The organism is Hyphomicrobium sp., from assembly GCF_035687085.1.
Taxonomy (GTDB): Bacteria; Pseudomonadota; Alphaproteobacteria; order Rhizobiales; family Hyphomicrobiaceae; genus Hyphomicrobium_B.
Genome location: NZ_DASRYS010000021.1, coordinates 1 through 16,621 on the forward strand (window position 1 = coordinate 1; position 16,621 = coordinate 16,621).

The window sequence follows — 16,621 nt, forward strand, 5'->3', positions numbered from 1 at the left end:
AGGAGAAAGATCGGCAACTTCCAGCGCCACGGATTTCGATTGCGCGATCGCAGCCTTCGCGGCGGGGCTCAGCTGCGAGATGCGCGGATCGCTGAGGTGCATCGTCCCGAATAGGTAGGATCGCCCGGAGCCCGGCTTTTCAATCTTCCAGAGCATGGCTTCGGTGTTTGAGAGCTGATCGCTCTCGGCCATTACCTTTGCGTAAAGCTCGGGTTTGTTGGCCTGCATCTCGGCCAGCATGTCCTTGCCCTGGCAGTGGGCATCCGCCTCGGCGGCCGTCACGGGTGCCGTGGCGCCCGCTAAGAATATCAGCGCGTAGAGCGTTTGGCGGCTATATCGAAGAATGTACGAAAGCGGCGGCATGGGAATACTCGTGACAAGCGTCAGCGGCTTCAGGGTTGCGCTGCTCTCGGATGAGCCTGATCGTAGACAGCCAGCAAGCGCGCCCTGTCGACCTCCGTATAGACTTGGGTGGTCGACAGCGAGGCGTGACCCAAAAGCTCCTGAATTTGGCGTAAATCCGCACCTGCAGAAAGGAGATGCGTTGCAAACGAATGCCTGAGCGCGTGCGGCGTCGCCGTGTCCGGCAACTGCAACTCGTATCGCAATTTCTCCATCGCGAGCTGAATGAGCCGCGGCGACAATGGCCCGCCCCGGGCGCCCCGAAAAAGAGGCTTATCGGGCTCGAGTGGATAGGGGCAGAGCCGCATGTATCTGCCGATGGCGTCGGAGACGATGGCGAGCGCTGGGACGAGGCGCTGCTTCCCGCCCTTGCCCGTCACGTGCATGATATCGCGACCCTCGATCGGTGCCGTGCGCGGCGTCAGGCTCAAAGCCTCGCTGATCCGCAATCCCGCGCCGTAGAGCAGCAGCATCACCGCGGTATCGCGCGCGGTGATCCATTCCTCGGCATCGCCTCCTTCTCGTCCGACGAGCGACGCCGCGCCCTGAACGGTCAACGGCTTCGGAATGGAATGCGGGATTTTCGGCGTGGCGACCTGCATGACAGCCCGATTTTTCACCGCTTCTTCGCGTTCGAGCCACCGGAACAGCGTACGCAGTGCCGACAGCGTCCGCGCCAGCGACCGCGAGGTGACGCCCGCCTTGCGCCGGTTCGCGAGAAAAAGCCGGATGGTCTTCGCATCCAGCCGCTCGAGATCAGCAAGGCACGGCGGATGACCAAGATGCAATTTAAGAAACGCCAGGAATTGACGCGCATCGCGCTCATAGGCTTCCCGCGTCGCCGTGCTCTGCCCGCGTTCGACGATGAGATGATCGAGCCACGCCGCCATGACGACTTTGAGATCGCCGCTCAGCGGCAACTCGGCATCAGCCGTCAGAATGTCGTCGAGCGATTGCGCCAAGAAAAATGCCCCCACGTCGGCGTCAGCGTAACGTCCGAGCCTCCACCGGCTTTGGTTAATGAAAGCTTAACGCGTTACGCGCTAAAGCAATTTGCCGGGGTTTAGGATCCCTTTCGGATCAAGCGCATGCTTGACCGCTCGCATCATGTCGATCTCGACTTGAGATTTATAGCGGACGAGCGCCTCGCGCTTCATCTGCCCGATGCCGTGCTCGGCCGAGATTGAGCCGTCGAGTTCGGTGACGAGTTCGAAGATCGCCTCCGACATCGTCTCCCACAGTGCCAGATAGGCCGCTCGATCCATCCCTTCGGGCTGGCTGACGTTGTAATGTAGGTTGCCGTCCCCGAAATGGCCGAACGGCACCGGCCGCGCGCCAGCGCAAATGCGCTCGACCACCACCGCAGACCGCTCGAGAAACTCTGGAATGCGCGCGACCGGCACGGAAATGTCGTGCTTGATGCTGCCGCCGGCCCCCTTCTGCGCCTCTGAGAACGCTTCGCGCAGCCGCCAGAAGTCTTCCGCCTGACGCAGCGAGCGCGCGATGGTGGCATCGAGAATGAGGCCCTTCGCATGCGCGCACGTGAGTAAGGGCTCGATCGTGTTGGAAACGCGCGCGCCGCTGCCGCCGTGCGAAAGCTCGATCAGCGCGTACCACGGATAGGCATCCGTGAAGGGATCGCGAACATTGGGACTGTAATCGAGCGCGAACGCCTGCGCCCGATGCGCCCAGAACTCAAACGCCGTCAGCGCGCCTCCGGCCTCGGCTTCCGCCAGCCGGAAAAGCTTCAGCGCCTGTTGCGGCGATTGCAGCGCGACAATCGCGGTCTCGCGTTCCGCCGGCGCCGGAAAGAGCTTCACGCAGGCGGCAGTGATGACGCCGAGCGTTCCTTCCGACCCGATCAGGAGATCGCGCAGATCGTAACCCGTGTTGTCTTTCTTGAGCCGCCGCAGACCATGCCAGACGCGGCCATCGGCGAGCACGGCCTCGAGCCCGAGCGTCAGACTGCGCGCATTGCCGTAAGCCAGAACCGCAGTGCCGCCTGCGTTCGTCGCCAGCACGCCGCCGATCTGCGCGCTGCCCTCGGAAGGCAGGCTCAACGGAAACATGCGGCCCGCCGCCGTCGCCGCATTCTGCGCGCCGAGCAGCGTGACGCCGGCTTCGACGATCATCGTGCCGCCGGCCGCATCGACATCCCGCACCTTGTTGAGACGGCCGAGCGAAAGCACGATCTCGTTGCCCTCAACCGAAGGGATCTGCCCGCCGACGAGACCCGTATTGCCGCCCTGCGGGACGACACCGACGCTCTCCGCATACGCCAGCGCCAAAATGCGCGAGACTTCCTCGGTCGAGCCGGGCCGCAGAACAACGGGCGTCTTACCCGAATAGCGATCCCGCCATTCGGTGAGATAAGCCGCTTGATCGCCGGGGCGCGTCAATGCGTTCGCGTCGCCGACGATGTGTGCGAAGCGCTCGATCAGATCCTCGGATAAGGGTTCGCGCACGTGTTCGTGCCTGCCTCACACGATCTTTTGGCCGGTCTTCTTCCAGTCGTTGACGAACGTGACGAGACCGGCGTCCGTCAGCGGATGCTTGACGAGCGCCTTCAGAATGCCCGGCGGAATGGTCGCCACATCGGCGCCGATCATGGCGGCTTCCTTCACGTGGTTCACCGTGCGGATCGAAGCTGCGAGAATGTCCGTCGAGAGATCGGGATAATTGTCGTAGATCGCCCGGATCTCGCGAATGACGTCCATGCCATTGAGCCCGATATCGTCGAGACGCCCGATGAACGGCGATACGAACGTGGCACCGGCTTTCGCCGCAAGCAACGCCTGATTGGCCGAGAAGCACAGCGTGACGTTCACCATCGTGCCTTCGCCCGTCAGCGCCTTGCAGACCTTGAGGCCATCGAGCGTCAACGGCACTTTGATCGTGACGTTCTTGGCGATTTTGCGCAGAACTTCCGCTTCCTGCAGCATGCCGGCATAGTCCGTCGCCGCCACTTCGGCCGAAACCGGACCCGGCACGAGCGTGCAGATCTCTTTGATCATTTCCTTGAAGTCGCCGCCGGCCTTCGCGACAAGAGACGGGTTCGTCGTAACGCCGTCCAGCAAGCCCGTCGCCGCCAATTCCTTGATCTCGGTCACGTCGGCGGTGTCGACGAAGAATTTCATTTCTTTCTCCTCACCTCGTCCTTAAGTCTGGCCCTGCCTTTGGTGCGCCGCAACTTCTGGGCAAACCTAGCACGACCGATTCTTGGGAAGCTTCTAGTCCGTTGAACGCCCCTTTGGATAGCCTGCTTCAAATCCTGGATAATGGCGCCTCGGAGGCCGCGGCGCCCTCTCGCAGCGTGCCCGTGCTCATGCCCGTGGCCCTCGATCAGACCTACGATTATCTGGTGCCCGATGGCATGGATGCCGCGCCTGGGTCCTTTGTTCTCGTGCCTTTCGGGCCGCAAACCCGCATCGGCATCGTTTGGGATACACCTCGCGGCGAAGGTAAACCCGTCGATCCCAAGAAGATGAAGGCGCTGACCAGCCGGATTGACGCACCGTGCCTGCCCGAAATTTCCATGCGTTTTGCCGAATGGGTCGCGCGCTACACATTGGCGCCCCTGGGCATGGTCGCACGCATGATGATGAGTGCGGATGCCGCATTTGAGCCGCCTAAACACCGTTTCGGCGTTTGCATCGTCGAAGGCGCGACGCCGCCGCCGAAAATGACCCAGGCGCGCACCCGCGTCATGGAAATCGCAGCCGACGGCCTCATCCGCTCGAAGTCCGATCTCGCCAATCTAGCTGGCTGCTCGACGGGTGTGGTGGATGGCTTGGCCGCAGCCGGCATGCTCGTCGAAGTGGCAATTCCCGAACGTGTTTTCCCACGTCCGCACGCCGGTCACGGCACGACCGGCTTCACCGACGATCAGACGCGTGCTGTCGAAAGCCTGCGCAGCGCGGTCGATGCGAATAACTTCTCCGTCACCTTGCTCGATGGCGTCACGGGTTCGGGCAAAACCGAAGTCTATTTCGAAGCGGTGGCACGCGCGCTCGAAGCTGGACATCAGACGCTGATCCTGCTTCCCGAAATCGCACTGACGAGCCAATTCCTCGACCGCTTCGCGCGCCGCTTCGGTGCGCCCCCTGTCGAATGGCATTCCGCATTGAGCCCCGCCGAACGCGGCCGCATCTGGAAGGGCGTCGCACGCGGCGACGTCCGCTGTGTCGTCGGCGCGCGTTCCGCGCTCTTCCTGCCGTTCTGCGATCTGGGCCTCATCGTCGTCGACGAAGAGCACGACCAGGGCTTCAAGCAGGACGACCGCGTCCACTATCAGGGTCGCGACATGGCGGTGGTGCGCGGCAACCTCGGGAAGTTTCCGGTCGTCCTCGCGTCCGCCACGCCGTCGATCGAAAGCCATGTGAACGCGCTCATCGGGCGCTATCGCCACGCCATTCTTCCGGGCCGCTTCTCGGGCGTCCAAATGCCCGACGTGAGCGCGATCGATCTGCGCTCGGAAAAACTCACGCCCGGCAAGTGGCTGGCCGAGCGCCTCGTCGCCTCGATGACCGAGACGCTCGAAAAAGGCCAACAAACGCTGCTCTTCTTGAACCGGCGCGGTTACGCCCCGCTAACATTATGCCGGTCCTGCGGACATCGCCTCGAATGCCCGCAATGCACAGCTTGGCTTGTCGAGCATCGCTTCAAGAAGAAGCTCACTTGCCATCACTGCGGCTTCTCGCTGTCGCTGCCCGAGAAGTGCCCGAAGTGCGCCGCGCCGGGTTCGCTCGTAGCCTGCGGTCCGGGTGTCGAGCGCGTGCAGGAAGAGGTGGCCGAGCGCTTCCCCGATGCCCGCGTCGCGCTCCTCTCCTCGGACCTCATTCCGGGTCTGCCCGAAATGCGCGAGATGATCCGCGGTATCGAAGCCCGCGAGTTCGACATCATCATCGGCACACAGATCGTCGCCAAGGGCCATAACTTCCCGGGCCTCGCCCTCGTCGGCGTCGTCGATGGCGATCTGGGCCTCGCCCACGGCGCCGACCCGCGATCCGCCGAACGCACTTTTCAGCTCCTGCATCAGGTGACGGGCCGCGCTGGGCGCACGAGCTTCGTCGGCCGCGGCTTCGTGCAGACCTATTCGCCCGACCACCCGGTGATGACCGCCATCGTCGCCGGCGACCGCAACGCGTTCCTCAATTACGAAGTCCAAACCCGCCAGGCCGGACTGCTGCCACCCTACGGCCGCCTCGCCGCGATTATCGTCTCATCGCGCGAGAAACCTCTGACCGAACAGGTCGCCCGCGAGATCGCCCGCCGCGCGCCCCCAAGCGACGTCATCTCCGTGTTGGGCCCCTCCGAAGCGCCCATCGCCGTCGTACGCGGCCGCCACCGCTGGCGCCTTCTCGTCAAAGCCCCGCGCGATGCCGATCTGCAGGGCTATCTCCGCGCCTGGGCTGGAACCATTCCAAAACTGAAGTCGGACGTGCGGATCACCGTCGATATCGACCCCTATAATTTCCTCTGACGGAAGCGGCCGCCGCCAGGAACTCTGCGGCATGTTTGCCATACGAGGCACGCCAGCAAGGCGACCCGCCAGCCCATCATTCCGCCCGCTCCGCAAATCGTCTAAACGACGAAGAGGCCAGCGGGCCAATGCGCTGGCTTGATGAAACGCCGATACATCACGAAAGCACGTCATGCCCCTCCGCATTGCCGTCCAGATGGACCCGATCGACCGCATCGACATTGCGGGCGACTCGACCTTTGCCATCCTTCTCGAAGCGCAAAAGCGCGGGCACGATATTTTCTACTACACGCCGTTCGATCTGAGCCTGCGCGGCGACAAGCTCTTAGCGCGCGGCCATACGCTGAAGGTCGAAGACAAGCACGGCGCGCACCACGCGCTTTCCAATCCGCGCATCGAAAACCTCGGCGATCTCGACGTGGTGCTGCTGCGCCAAGACCCGCCCTTCGACATGAGCTACATCACGACCACGCATCTGCTCGAGCGCATTCATCCGAAAACGCTCGTCGTCAACGATCCGGCAAGCGTGCGCAACGCGCCGGAGAAGCTGTTCGTGCTCGACTTCCTCGACCTGATGCCGCCGACGCTCGTCACGCGCTCGCTCGCCGACGTGCAGGCGTTCCGCGCCGAATACAAAGACATCATCGTCAAGCCGCTCTACGGCAACGGCGGCGCCGCTGTGTTCCGCCTGCGGCCCGAGGACGGCAACCTGGGCTCCCTCGTCGAACTCTTCCAGACGGTCTTCCGCGAGCCCTTCATGGTGCAGGAGTTCCGCCCCGAGGTGAAGGACGGCGACAAGCGCATCATCCTCGTCGATGGCGAGATCGCAGGCGCGATCAACCGCGTGCCGCAAGCCGGGGAAACGCGGTCCAACCTGCACGTGGGCGGCACCGCCGCGCCCGTCGCATTGACCGATCGCGATCTCGAAATCTGCGAACGCTTGAAGCCCGAACTGAAGCGCCGCGGCCTGATCTTCACCGGCATCGACGTCATCGGGCCCTACATCACCGAGATCAACGTCACCTCGCCGACGGGCATCCGCCAGGTGAAGGCGTTCGGCGGCAACGACATCGCCGCCATGATCTGGGACGTCATCGAAGAGCAGAGACAGCAGCAGCGCTCGTGAGCGCGCTCAACGGGGGAAGAGCATGACAGGCATTTCGAAGTGGAAGTCGCTCACGATCGCCGGCGCGCTGGCAGCGGTTGTGTTCGCCGGCAATGAAGCCAGCGCCGTCACGGCCTCGCCGTTCGCGCCCCTCATCGGCCGATGGACCGGCGCCGGCATGATTGGCTACAAGGCGAGCCCGGCCGAGAAGGTCAAATGCCGGGCGACCTATCTCCTAACTGACGCCGAAGACGAGCTGAAGCAGACGATCCGCTGCGCGACGCCCGGCGGCGCGGTCGAGATCGTCAGTAATGTGAAGGAAACGGACGGCAAGCTCTCGGGCCATTGGAAAGAGACGATCCGCAATTTCGAAGGCGACCTGACCGGCGAGGTGACGCCGAAGGGCTTTCACGTCGTCATTCAAAGCAGCGACGTCGCCGCCAACATGGACATCGTCGTCAACAAAGACAAACAGGCCGTCGAAATTCAGTTCACGAATTCATCCCTGATCGGAATGACGCTCGTGATGACGAAGGGGTGAGGCTGCGCAGTCGCGCGAACGCGCGTTCATGTGTATGCCCCAAGCGCGGCTAGAACAGAATTTCTCAGGGCGCTAGCCCGCTCTTGCAGCGCCCCAATTTCCTTTATCGTCTTCGTCACGTCATCAAGGTCGATGTCTTTTATCCCGTATCGACGATCGGCGTTCGGCATCGCTCTAAACTGGCCGACAGCGTCGGAATTTGCATCGATGTACCACGGGTCGTGTACCCATCGAGCCCGCCAGTCAGCTACCGGATATGCATCACTCATCAACGTGCGCGCGGGTTTTAAAACGCTGTCATCCAACTCTCTTAGTTCGCCAAGAGCTTGGATCACTTTGCAGCGGGGTCCAACGCCCATGATCTGAGCGGTAATGCAAGCCAGAACGCTCTGATGCATGTTGAGCTTCCACCCGGCTAGGTCCCAGATAATAAGATCGAGCGTGTGCTCAAGATGGGCCCATTCAGACGCGACGCGCCCAATGGCCATGTAAAATGGGTGCTCGTCGGGAAGTCGCTTATGGTGACGCAATTTGACTGTGGCCGCTTGCGTGAGGGGCCCTAGGGCGACGTTGTGTTCAACCTCGATAGGCCCCTTAGAATCATCTGGCATAGAATTCACCACTTCCTTCTAGTAAGAGGGCGGACGTTTCCCTTGTATTCAGGATGTGTATTGGGGACGTTTTATGAAGTGCCCTTATCTGTCTGAAGCCAGTGGGGACAGATCTGCGCAAGAGAATAAGATCTAAGGATGCCTCGGTCGCGGCGGTCGATACTTTGTCAGGTTTGATTGATCTCGTGCGAACTTAGGCCGTCTGCTGAAAAGTTGAGCTTGTGCAATCTATGGCGTTCCCTCTTCGTTCTTGACTTCGGCTCATTCCGGTGATTAGCTCCTCTCAGGGGGAGCAAATGTACGGTCAGATCTCCACGCTCGCGTTCATCGGCATCGAGGCCCGGCCCGTCGAAGTGCAGGTTCGGGTGACGCCGGGGGCGGCCGCCTTCGCCATCGTCGGCCTGCCCGATAAAGCCGTCGCAGAAAGCCGTGAGCGCGTCCGTAACGCCCTTCACGCGGTCGGCCTGGGGCTCCCCTACAAGCACATCACCGTCAATCTGGCGCCCGCTGACCTGCCCAAGGAAGGCAGCCACTTCGATCTGCCCATCGTGCTGGCGATGATGGTGGCGATGGAGGCGATCGCGCCCGACGCCATCGCGGGCTACGCCGCCATCGGCGAGCTGGCGCTGGATGGCTCCATACGGGCCGTACCGGGCACGCTGCCGGCTGCCATCGGGGCCAACGCCATCGGCAAGGGCCTCATCTGCCCCGCCGCCTCGGGCCCCGAGGCGGCCTGGGCAAGCGAGGACATCGCCATCCTCGCCGCGCCCCACCTGCTGTCGCTCGTCAATCACTTCAAGGGCACGCAGACGCTGTCGCGGCCCGAACCCAATGTTCTCCCCGCGCAGAACTACGCCGCTGATCTCCGCGACATCAAAGGCCAGGAAACGGCAAAGCGCGCGCTCGAAATTGCAGCCGCTGGAAATCACAACCTCTTGATGATCGGCCCGCCCGGCTCCGGCAAATCGATGCTGGCCTCGCGCCTGCCCTCCATTCTGCCGCCGCTACAACCCGAAGAGATCCTCGAAGTCTCGATGGTGCATTCGCTCGCGGGCGAGCTGATGGGCGGTAAGCTCACGGTCGAACGTCCGTTCCGCGCGCCGCATCATTCAGCGAGCATGGCGTCGCTCGTCGGCGGCGGTTCGCGGCCAAGGCCCGGCGAAGTGTCCCTCGCCCACCACGGCGTGCTCTTCCTCGATGAGCTGCCCGAGTTCCAGCCGAACGTGCTCGATGCGCTGCGCCAGCCGCTGGAATCGGGCGAAACCGTCATCGCCCGCGCCAACCACCGCATTTCCTATCCCTCGCGCATTCAGCTGATTGCGGCGATGAACCCGTGCAAATGCGGAGGCAGCAATCCCGGCGAGCCCTGCCGCCGCGGGCCGCGTTGCGCCGGAGATTATCAGGCGCGCGTATCCGGCCCGCTTCTCGATCGCATCGATCTGCAGATCGAGGTTCCCGCCATATCTGCGGCAGATCTCGTGCTGCCGTCTCCTTCAGAGGGAAGCGCGGAAGTCCGCACGCGCGTTGCGGCAGCGCGCGAACGCCAGCGCGCACGCTTCGAAGCGCTGGGCGCCAGAGGCGTCCGCACCAATGCCGATTGTTCGGCAACCCTACTTGAACAAACTGCTATGCCTGACGAGGCAGGCGTGACATTGCTACGCCATGCAGCCGAAACCCTGGGTCTATCGGCGCGGGGCTTTCATCGCACCCTTAAAGTCGCACGAACAATAGCGGACCTGGAGCGTTGTGGCACGGTATCCCGCGCGCACGTCGCGGAGGCGCTGAGCTATCGAGGAGAGACATTGCGGCAGCTGAGAGCAGCTTGAATTTTCAAGGAATGGTGAAGCGCATGGAATTTCGAAACTCATCAATTATTCGAGCCGCGGAGTACGATCGTACAAACAAGACGCTCGACATCGTCTTTTCCGACGGCACCTGCTTCACGTACTTCGAAGTGCCTGATCGCGAATACGAAGGCCTCGTCAAAGCGGCCTCCGTTGGCGATTACTTCAAGAAGCGCATCCGCGCCAAATACATGTGCGAAGAGCGTGTGCGAAAGCCTTCGTCCCGCGCAAAGAAAAGCGCCGGAACCCGAAAGTCCCGGCGCACAATTCACTGAGTGTCAGGCCGTAAGGCTCAGCCGAATACCGACTTCACACCCGCCTGCATCGCGGCTGCCTGAGCCGTGTTCCGCAACAGACACGCAATCGTCATCGGACCAACGCCGCCCGGAACCGGCGTGATCGCACCGGCAACCTTCGCGCACTCTTCATACGCGACGTCGCCCACGATCTTCGTCTTGCCGTTCTCCGACGGAACGCGGTTGATGCCGACGTCGATGACGGTCGCACCGGGCTTGATCCAGCTGCCCTTGACCATCTCCGGAATGCCGACGGCAGCGATCACGAGATCCGCGCCGCGGACGACCTCTTCGATGTTCTTCGTGCGCGAGTGCGCAATCGTCACCGTGCAGTTTTCACGAAGCAGCAGCGCCGCGACCGGCTTGCCGACGATGTTCGAACGGCCGATGACAACGGCGTTGAGGCCCGAAAGGTTCTGCTGAACGGTCTTCGCCAGAATGACGGAGCCCGTCGGCGTGCACGGTACCAGCGCGCGTTCGCCAACCCAAAGGCGGCCGACATTCACCGGATGGAAGCCGTCGACGTCCTTATCGGGGCTGATGAGGTTCAGCACCTTCTCGGCGTTGATGTGCTTGGGCAGCGGCAACTGCACGAGGATGCCGTGGCAGGCCGGATCGTTGTTGAGCTTCTCGACGAGCGCCAGCACGTCGGCTTCCGGCGTCTCGGCGGGAAGGCGATGCTCCCACGAGTTCATGCCGACTTCGACGGTCTGCTTGGCCTTGTTGGCGACATAGACCTTGCTCGCCGGATCTTCGCCGACGAGCACGACGGCCAGTCCGGGCTTGATGCCATGCTCTTTCTGCAGCCGCGCGACTTCGGCCGCGACCTCAGCGCGGACATTCGCCGCAATCTCTTTGCCATCGATGATTTTCGCCACGGACATTTCCCGTCTTTCCTCCTCGTTCCCTTATTTTCTCAAACCGTCGCTTCGTTCCTGCAGTAGCCTTTCGACCGCCTCCGGATCTCCGGAAATCCGCAAGGACTTGAGCCGCGACTTGCCCCCGGATGCCAGCGAAACCGAGCTTTTCGCCACGCCGAGCCAGCGCGCGGCCAGCTCTTCGAGCGCCCGGTTGGCGGCTCCATCCTCGGGAAGTGCGCGCACTCGCGCCTGGAAGGCCGGACCGTCGGGGGTTTCGACGATGCCGTCAATCGCCTCTTTGGAAGATTTTGGCGTCAAACGAAAGAGCGCAATGACGCACGCGCTCCCATGCCGCCAAGCCTTGCGACCCGCCGGCTGAGCCGCGTCGCGGCGGATCACACGATCGCCTTGGCGATATTCGGCAGCACGACGCTCTGAATGAAGTAGCAGGCGAGCAGCAGAATGACGGGCGAAATATCGAGCCCGCCCATGTTCGGAAGGGCGTTCCGGATGGGGCGAAGCAACGGCTCGGTCACCGCGTTCAACCCCTGCCAGATCGAGCGCACCATCGGGTTGTAGGCATTGATGACCCCGAAGGCCATGAGCCAGCTCACGATTACGACGGCGATGACGACGTAAGTGTAAAGAGTGATGAGATAGCTGATAAATTGCAAAAGCTCGAGCATTCGCCGTCCCGCAGTTGTGCGCCTCGCGCCATGTAGCCCCGACGGCCAGCGCGCCGCAAGTAGTGATAAGGTTGCAGGACAGGGGGCCTTGCGGGTGCCGGCGGATGCGCCGCTTTCTTGACAACAAATGGGCCCCAACCCTAAATCGGGGCCACCTGGGGCCGTAGCTCAGATGGGAGAGCGCTGCAATCGCACTGCAGAGGTCAGGGGTTCGATTCCCCTCGGCTCCACCAATGCCCTAAGCATTTGCAATCGTTGAATTGGCAGAACGCCAGCGACAGCCTGGCAGGCTTGGCCATTGCAAGCCGCCATTCGCCGGGTTGGATCCACTTACAACCTGTGCTGCAATATCCAGAAATCCACCTAGGTGCGATCGGCAGAGGGCTGATGACAGCCACGGATTGGATAGCCGCATTCCCCGGATTGAAACAGCTCGAGCCTGCCATCACACGGCGGCTCGTCGAGACGAGCACGGTCGTGCGGCTTGCCGCGGGCACGCGAATCTTCGGCCCGGGACAGGCGCCGGAAGCCTACCTGCTGCTGCTTGAAGGCGTCGTGCGAGTCCAGCAGGTTTCCGACACAGGCAGGGAGATCGTGCTCTACCGTGTGTCGGCCGGCGAGAGCTGCGCGCTGACCACGGCGTGTCTGATGGGGTATGAGGAATATCAAGCGGAAGGCATCGCTGAGACCGACGTCGAGGCCGTCGCAGTTCCGCGCGGCACCTTCGACGACCTGATCGCGAGCTCGGCCACCTTCCGGAAATTCGTGTTCACCGCGTTCAGCGTACGTATAACGAACCTGTTCCGCGTCATCGATGAAGTCGCATTCTCCCGTATCGACGTGCGGCTAGCGCAGAAGCTTCTGGAGCTGGGCAGCGGCAAAGGCCATATCGACTCGACCCATCAGCAGCTCGCAGCCGAACTCGGAACCGCGCGCGAGGTCGTCAGTCGTCAGCTCAACGAGTTCCAGCGGCGGGGGTGGATCACGACATCGCGTGGCGCCATCGACTTGGCCCGTCCGGAGGCCCTTCGCCAGCTCGCCGCCGCACCCTGACTTTGGTTTGTGACTAGGTCACAGACCGCAGGACCGCTCTCGGGGTAAGCGTACCTCTAGAATTTCGATCCTGAGCATGGGCGCATGAGACGACCACATGCCGAGGGTCCAATCCGGATCAAAAAGCAAGCCGCTTCGGCGGCTCTGAGCGAGACAAGCTATGACGAATTTCACACCTCTAACCGCAGCCCTTGGCGGCTTATTGATCGGCCTCGCGGCCAGCCTTCTGATGCTTGGGATCGGCCGCATCGCTGGCGTCAGCGGCTTCGTGTCCCGCCTGCTGCCGCCCTACGAAGACAGTGACTGGTCTCTTCGGATCGCCTTTCTCGCCGGACTGCTCGCGGCGCCCTGGCTTTGGCAGGCCCTCAGCGGGGAGACAATCGAGATCACGGAGACGGCAGGGACGGGACTGCTCATCGCGGCCGGCCTCCTCGTCGGCTTAGGCTCTGTGCTCGGCGGCGGCTGCACGAGCGGCCATGGTGTTTGCGGCACAGCCCGCTTGTCGCCCCGCTCCTTGATCGCGACGGCGACGTTCATGCTCTTCGGCCTCGCGACGGTTTTCGTAACGCGTCACATTTTGGGGATTGCATGATGAAAGTTTTCATCGCGTTTGCCTCCGGGCTCATCTTTGGCGCTGGGCTCGTTGTCTCGGGCCTTATTAACCCGGCCAAAGTTCTAAGCTTCCTCGATGTTGCAGGGAACTGGGACCCGAGCCTCGCGATAACCATGGCAGTTGCGGTTGTCGTCACCGCTGCTGGCTATCGCCTCGCATTTGGCCGCGGTCACCCCATGTTCAGCGGGAAATTCGAACTGCCCAAATCAACGATGATCGATGCGCGCCGTGTTGGCGGCGCGGCCGTCTTCGGAGTTGGTTGGGGATTAGCTGGCTTTTGCCCCGGCCCGGCGCTCGCCGCATCGGCTCTTGGCATCGCACCAGCACTCATATTCACGGCGGCAATGCTTGCCGGCATGGCGATGGCCCGCCGCATCACTTCGCCGAGGCGCTCCACCATCAGCTCGCGCCCGGCACCCGAAAATTGAGAGACCCAGGAGATAGTTTTTATGAATTCCATCCCGCATCCGGTTGACCTGAGCGTGAAGCCCGAGGTCACCGCATTTTTTGATGAGCAGACCAACACCGTCAGCTACGTCGTCAAGGATCCAAAGTCGAACGCGTGCGCGATCATCGATAGCGTCATGGACATCGACTACGCCGCGGGAAGGATCAGCTATGAATCTGCGGACAAGATCATCAAGTTTGTCAAAGATCATGAGCTCCACGTCGACTGGCTGATCGAGACGCACGCCCACGCCGACCACTTGTCGGCGGCGCCCTACATCCAGAGCAAGCTCGGCGGCAAACTCGGTATCGGCGAGAACATCAAGATCGTGCAGCAGGTCTTCGGAAAAATCTTCAACGAAGGGACCGAATTCCAGCGCGACGGCAGCCAATTCGACCGCCTATTTAAAGACGGCGACACATATCAGATCGGCTCGATGACCGCGTTCGCGATGCTGACGCCCGGCCACACGCCTGCGTGCATGACCCACGTGATCGGTAACGCCGCCTTCGTCGGCGACACGCTCTTCATGCCGGACGGCGGAACGGCGCGCGCGGATTTTCCGGGCGGAGATGCGCATGTGCTCTATCGCTCAATCAAACGCGTGCTGGCGCTCCCGCCGGAGATGCGGCTCTTCATGTGCCACGACTACGCGCCGGGCGGACGCGAGATAAAGTGGGAGACGACGGTCGCTGAAGAGCGTGCCAACAACGTCCATGTGCACGACGGCGTGAGCGAAGACGAATTCGTCAAGATGCGAACGGCACGCGACGCGACGCTCGACCTGCCGAGGCTCATCATCCCATCCATCCAGGTCAACATGCGGGGAGGCAATCTTCCCGAGCCCGACGAGACGGGCAAGCGGCACCTGAAAGTGCCAATCAACGAGCTTTGACCTGCTCACGACGTTCCGGAGTTACAGGATGCAAGTTAAGCAGCTGACACCCGATCTATCCGTCGCCCCTCAAGTCGGCACCACGGATATGGCTGACATCGCAGCTCAAGGCTTCCGGTCCATCATATGTAATCGCCCTGATGGCGAAGGCGCGGACCAGCCGTCGTTCGCAGAAATCGAAGAGGCAGCCACGGCCGCGGGACTGCGTTCGCGCTACGTGCCCGTCATTCCGGGCAAAATTTCGGAGTTAGATCTGGCGCAATTTACGGCGGCGCTCAGCGATTTGCCCAAACCTGTTCTCGCCTACTGCCGGAGTGGATCACGCTCCGCTCAGCTGTGGTCGCTAGCGCAGCAGAGGGGCGAAGCTGCATCGCGCTCAACGGCAATCGGCAAACCAGCAGCAAGCCACGACATCGTCATTGTGGGAGGCGGCGCCGCCGGTGCAGCCGTTGCGGCAAGCCTCCTTCGCCGCAATCGCGATCTCGACATCGCCATCATCGAGCCTGCGGAGACCCACTATTATCAACCTGGCTGGACGATGGTCGGCGGCGGCATCTTCAATGCTGCGTCAACCGCTAAGCCTATGGCTGCGGTCCTGCCGAGCCGGGTCAACTGGATCAAGGCTGCCGTCACGGCATTCGACCCGGACAACAACACGCTCGTCGCCGACGGCCATGCTGGCGTTCGCTACAACCATCTCGTCGTATGTCCCGGCATCAAGCTGGACTGGGGCGCTATTGAGGGCCTCTCCGAAACGCTGGGCAAAAACGGCGTGACCTCTAACTACCGCTATGACCTCGCTCCCTACACATGGGAACTGGTGCGCGCGATGAAGTCAGGCCGCGCTCTCTTCACCCAGCCGCCAATGCCGATCAAGTGCGCCGGCGCCCCACAGAAAGCGATGTACCTTTCAGCCGACCATTGGTTGCGCGAAGGCGTCCTCAACAAAATAGACATTGAGTTCTTCAATGCTGGCGGCGTCTTGTTCGGCGTCGCCGATTACGTTCCGGCGCTCATGGACTACGTCAAACGCTACGATGCGGCGCTGAAGTTTCATCACAACCTCGTCGCCATTGATGGGCCCGGCAAAACCGCATTCTTCAAGAAGACCGGCTCGGACGGGAGCGTCGCAACCGTCGAAGCACGCTTCGATATGATTCACGTTACGCCGCCGCAAACGACACCGGATTTTGTTCGCGCGAGCCCGCTCGTAGACACGGCCGGGTGGGTCGATGTCGATCAGACAACGCTCCGCCATAAGCGCTACGCCAACATCTATGGCCTCGGAGACGTAACAAACACGCCGAATGCCAAGACAGCCGCCGCAGCAAGAAAGCAGGCACCCGTCGTGGCGGAGAACCTGCTCTTCGACAAGGGCCAGCGTCCCTCGGTGTACGCCTACGATGGCTACGGATCGTGCCCACTGATCGTGGAGCGCGGCAAGGTCGTGCTGGCAGAGTTCACATACGGCGGAAAGATCGCGTCCAGTTTTCCGCCTTGGCTCATCGACGGTACAAAGCCGTCCCGGCTGGCGTGGCTTCTGAAAGAGCGAATTCTTCCCCCGATCTATTGGCAAGCCATGCTGAAAGGCCGCGAATGGATGGCCAAGCCGAAGGCCGTCAGCTGATCATCGCGAATGGCGACACGCATTGTGGAGCGATCTAACGCGCCACTGAATGTGAAGCGTCCGTATGCGGATTTAATGTGGGATAAGCCAGTCAGGTATGAAATATCAAGAGCGGCTCTGCGTTCGTGAAAGTATACCTGTACGCATCCATTGCTGAC

Annotated in this window: 18 protein-coding genes and 1 tRNA gene; 11 read left to right on the top strand and 8 right to left on the bottom strand. The window is 62.0% G+C overall.

The genetic code is table 11. The features are described from left to right. The 4 genes from VFG26_RS16875 to fsa all read right to left on the bottom strand — a co-directional run. On the bottom strand, positions 1–363 hold a 363-nt coding region (locus VFG26_RS16875; protein WP_325027200.1), incomplete at its 3' end, for a TraB/GumN family protein. Between the two features lie 29 nt (positions 364–392). After that, the gene (locus tag VFG26_RS16880) at positions 393–1,364 is read right to left on the bottom strand and encodes a tyrosine recombinase XerC (protein WP_325027201.1); all 972 of its coding nucleotides are present in this window, start codon (positions 1,362–1,364) and stop codon (positions 393–395) included. Positions 1,365–1,445: 81 nt separating this feature from the next. Then, a complete protein-coding gene (locus VFG26_RS16885; protein WP_325027202.1) occupies positions 1,446–2,867 on the bottom strand; it encodes an FAD-binding oxidoreductase in 1,422 nt (473 codons plus the stop codon). Between the two features lie 15 nt (positions 2,868–2,882). Next, a complete protein-coding gene (gene fsa, locus VFG26_RS16890; protein ID WP_325027203.1) occupies positions 2,883–3,539 on the bottom strand; it encodes a fructose-6-phosphate aldolase in 657 nt (218 codons plus the stop codon). A gap of 101 nt (positions 3,540–3,640) precedes the next feature. Between fsa and VFG26_RS16895 the strand changes: the two genes are divergently transcribed. The 3 genes from VFG26_RS16895 to VFG26_RS16905 all read left to right on the top strand — a co-directional run bounded on the left by VFG26_RS16895 (position 3,641) and on the right by VFG26_RS16905 (position 7,530). Then, positions 3,641–5,884 carry a primosomal protein N' gene (locus VFG26_RS16895; protein WP_325027204.1) on the top strand — a complete coding sequence of 748 codons (2,244 nt, stop codon included), beginning with the start codon at positions 3,641–3,643 and terminating at the stop codon, positions 5,882–5,884. 172 nt (positions 5,885–6,056) lie between these two features. Then, positions 6,057–7,010 (top strand): glutathione synthase, encoded by a 954-nt coding sequence (gshB, locus tag VFG26_RS16900; protein ID WP_325027205.1) that lies wholly within the window; start codon positions 6,057–6,059, stop codon positions 7,008–7,010. 22 nt (positions 7,011–7,032) lie between these two features. Continuing rightward, positions 7,033–7,530 carry a hypothetical protein gene (locus VFG26_RS16905; protein ID WP_325027206.1) on the top strand — a complete coding sequence of 166 codons (498 nt, stop codon included), beginning with the start codon at positions 7,033–7,035 and terminating at the stop codon, positions 7,528–7,530. Positions 7,531–7,556: 26 nt separating this feature from the next. On the opposite strand, the gene VFG26_RS16910 is transcribed toward VFG26_RS16905, so the two are convergent. Further along, positions 7,557–8,018 carry a hypothetical protein gene (locus VFG26_RS16910; RefSeq protein ID WP_325027207.1) on the bottom strand — a complete coding sequence of 154 codons (462 nt, stop codon included), beginning with the start codon at positions 8,016–8,018 and terminating at the stop codon, positions 7,557–7,559. 419 nt (positions 8,019–8,437) lie between these two features. Here VFG26_RS16910 and VFG26_RS16915 point away from each other — a divergent pair, with 419 nt between their 5' ends. Both VFG26_RS16915 and VFG26_RS16920 read left to right on the top strand, forming a co-directional pair. Continuing rightward, a complete protein-coding gene (locus VFG26_RS16915) occupies positions 8,438–9,967 on the top strand; it encodes a YifB family Mg chelatase-like AAA ATPase (protein ID WP_325027208.1) in 1,530 nt (509 codons plus the stop codon). Then, complete coding sequence (locus VFG26_RS16920) at positions 9,964–10,260, top strand: KTSC domain-containing protein (protein ID WP_325027209.1); 297 nt, start codon at positions 9,964–9,966, stop codon at positions 10,258–10,260. The genes VFG26_RS16915 and VFG26_RS16920 overlap by 4 nt, the downstream gene beginning before the upstream one ends. A 17-nt stretch (positions 10,261–10,277) precedes the next feature. Here VFG26_RS16920 and folD read toward each other — a convergent pair whose 3' ends face one another. From folD to VFG26_RS16935, 3 genes are all read right to left on the bottom strand, one after another. Next, on the bottom strand, positions 10,278–11,165 hold the full coding sequence (gene folD, locus VFG26_RS16925) for a bifunctional methylenetetrahydrofolate dehydrogenase/methenyltetrahydrofolate cyclohydrolase FolD (protein ID WP_325027210.1): 888 nt from the start codon (positions 11,163–11,165) through the stop codon (positions 10,278–10,280). Between the two features lie 24 nt (positions 11,166–11,189). After that, the gene (locus VFG26_RS16930) at positions 11,190–11,474 is read right to left on the bottom strand and encodes a DUF167 family protein (protein WP_414653328.1); all 285 of its coding nucleotides are present in this window, start codon (positions 11,472–11,474) and stop codon (positions 11,190–11,192) included. Positions 11,475–11,536: 62 nt separating this feature from the next. Next, the gene (locus VFG26_RS16935; protein WP_325027212.1) at positions 11,537–11,827 is read right to left on the bottom strand and encodes a YggT family protein; all 291 of its coding nucleotides are present in this window, start codon (positions 11,825–11,827) and stop codon (positions 11,537–11,539) included. A gap of 157 nt (positions 11,828–11,984) precedes the next feature. On the opposite strand from VFG26_RS16935, the gene VFG26_RS16940 reads away from it, so the two are divergent. From VFG26_RS16940 to VFG26_RS16965, 6 genes are all read left to right on the top strand, one after another. Further along, positions 11,985–12,060, top strand: a tRNA-Ala gene (locus VFG26_RS16940). Positions 12,061–12,214: 154 nt separating this feature from the next. After that, positions 12,215–12,880 (top strand): Crp/Fnr family transcriptional regulator, encoded by a 666-nt coding sequence (locus tag VFG26_RS16945; RefSeq protein ID WP_325027213.1) that lies wholly within the window; start codon positions 12,215–12,217, stop codon positions 12,878–12,880. 160 nt (positions 12,881–13,040) lie between these two features. Beyond that, a complete protein-coding gene (locus VFG26_RS16950) occupies positions 13,041–13,472 on the top strand; it encodes a YeeE/YedE family protein (RefSeq protein ID WP_325027214.1) in 432 nt (143 codons plus the stop codon). After that, positions 13,469–13,921, top strand: coding sequence for a DUF6691 family protein (locus tag VFG26_RS16955; RefSeq protein ID WP_325027215.1), 453 nt, complete (start codon positions 13,469–13,471; stop codon positions 13,919–13,921). Before VFG26_RS16950 ends, VFG26_RS16955 begins: the two co-directional genes overlap by 4 nt. Before the next feature lie 21 nt (positions 13,922–13,942). Then, positions 13,943–14,836 (top strand): MBL fold metallo-hydrolase, encoded by an 894-nt coding sequence (locus VFG26_RS16960; protein WP_325027216.1) that lies wholly within the window; start codon positions 13,943–13,945, stop codon positions 14,834–14,836. 28 nt (positions 14,837–14,864) lie between these two features. After that, the gene (locus VFG26_RS16965) at positions 14,865–16,463 is read left to right on the top strand and encodes a TIGR01244 family sulfur transferase (RefSeq protein ID WP_325027217.1); all 1,599 of its coding nucleotides are present in this window, start codon (positions 14,865–14,867) and stop codon (positions 16,461–16,463) included. Positions 16,464–16,621 lie beyond the last annotated feature (158 nt).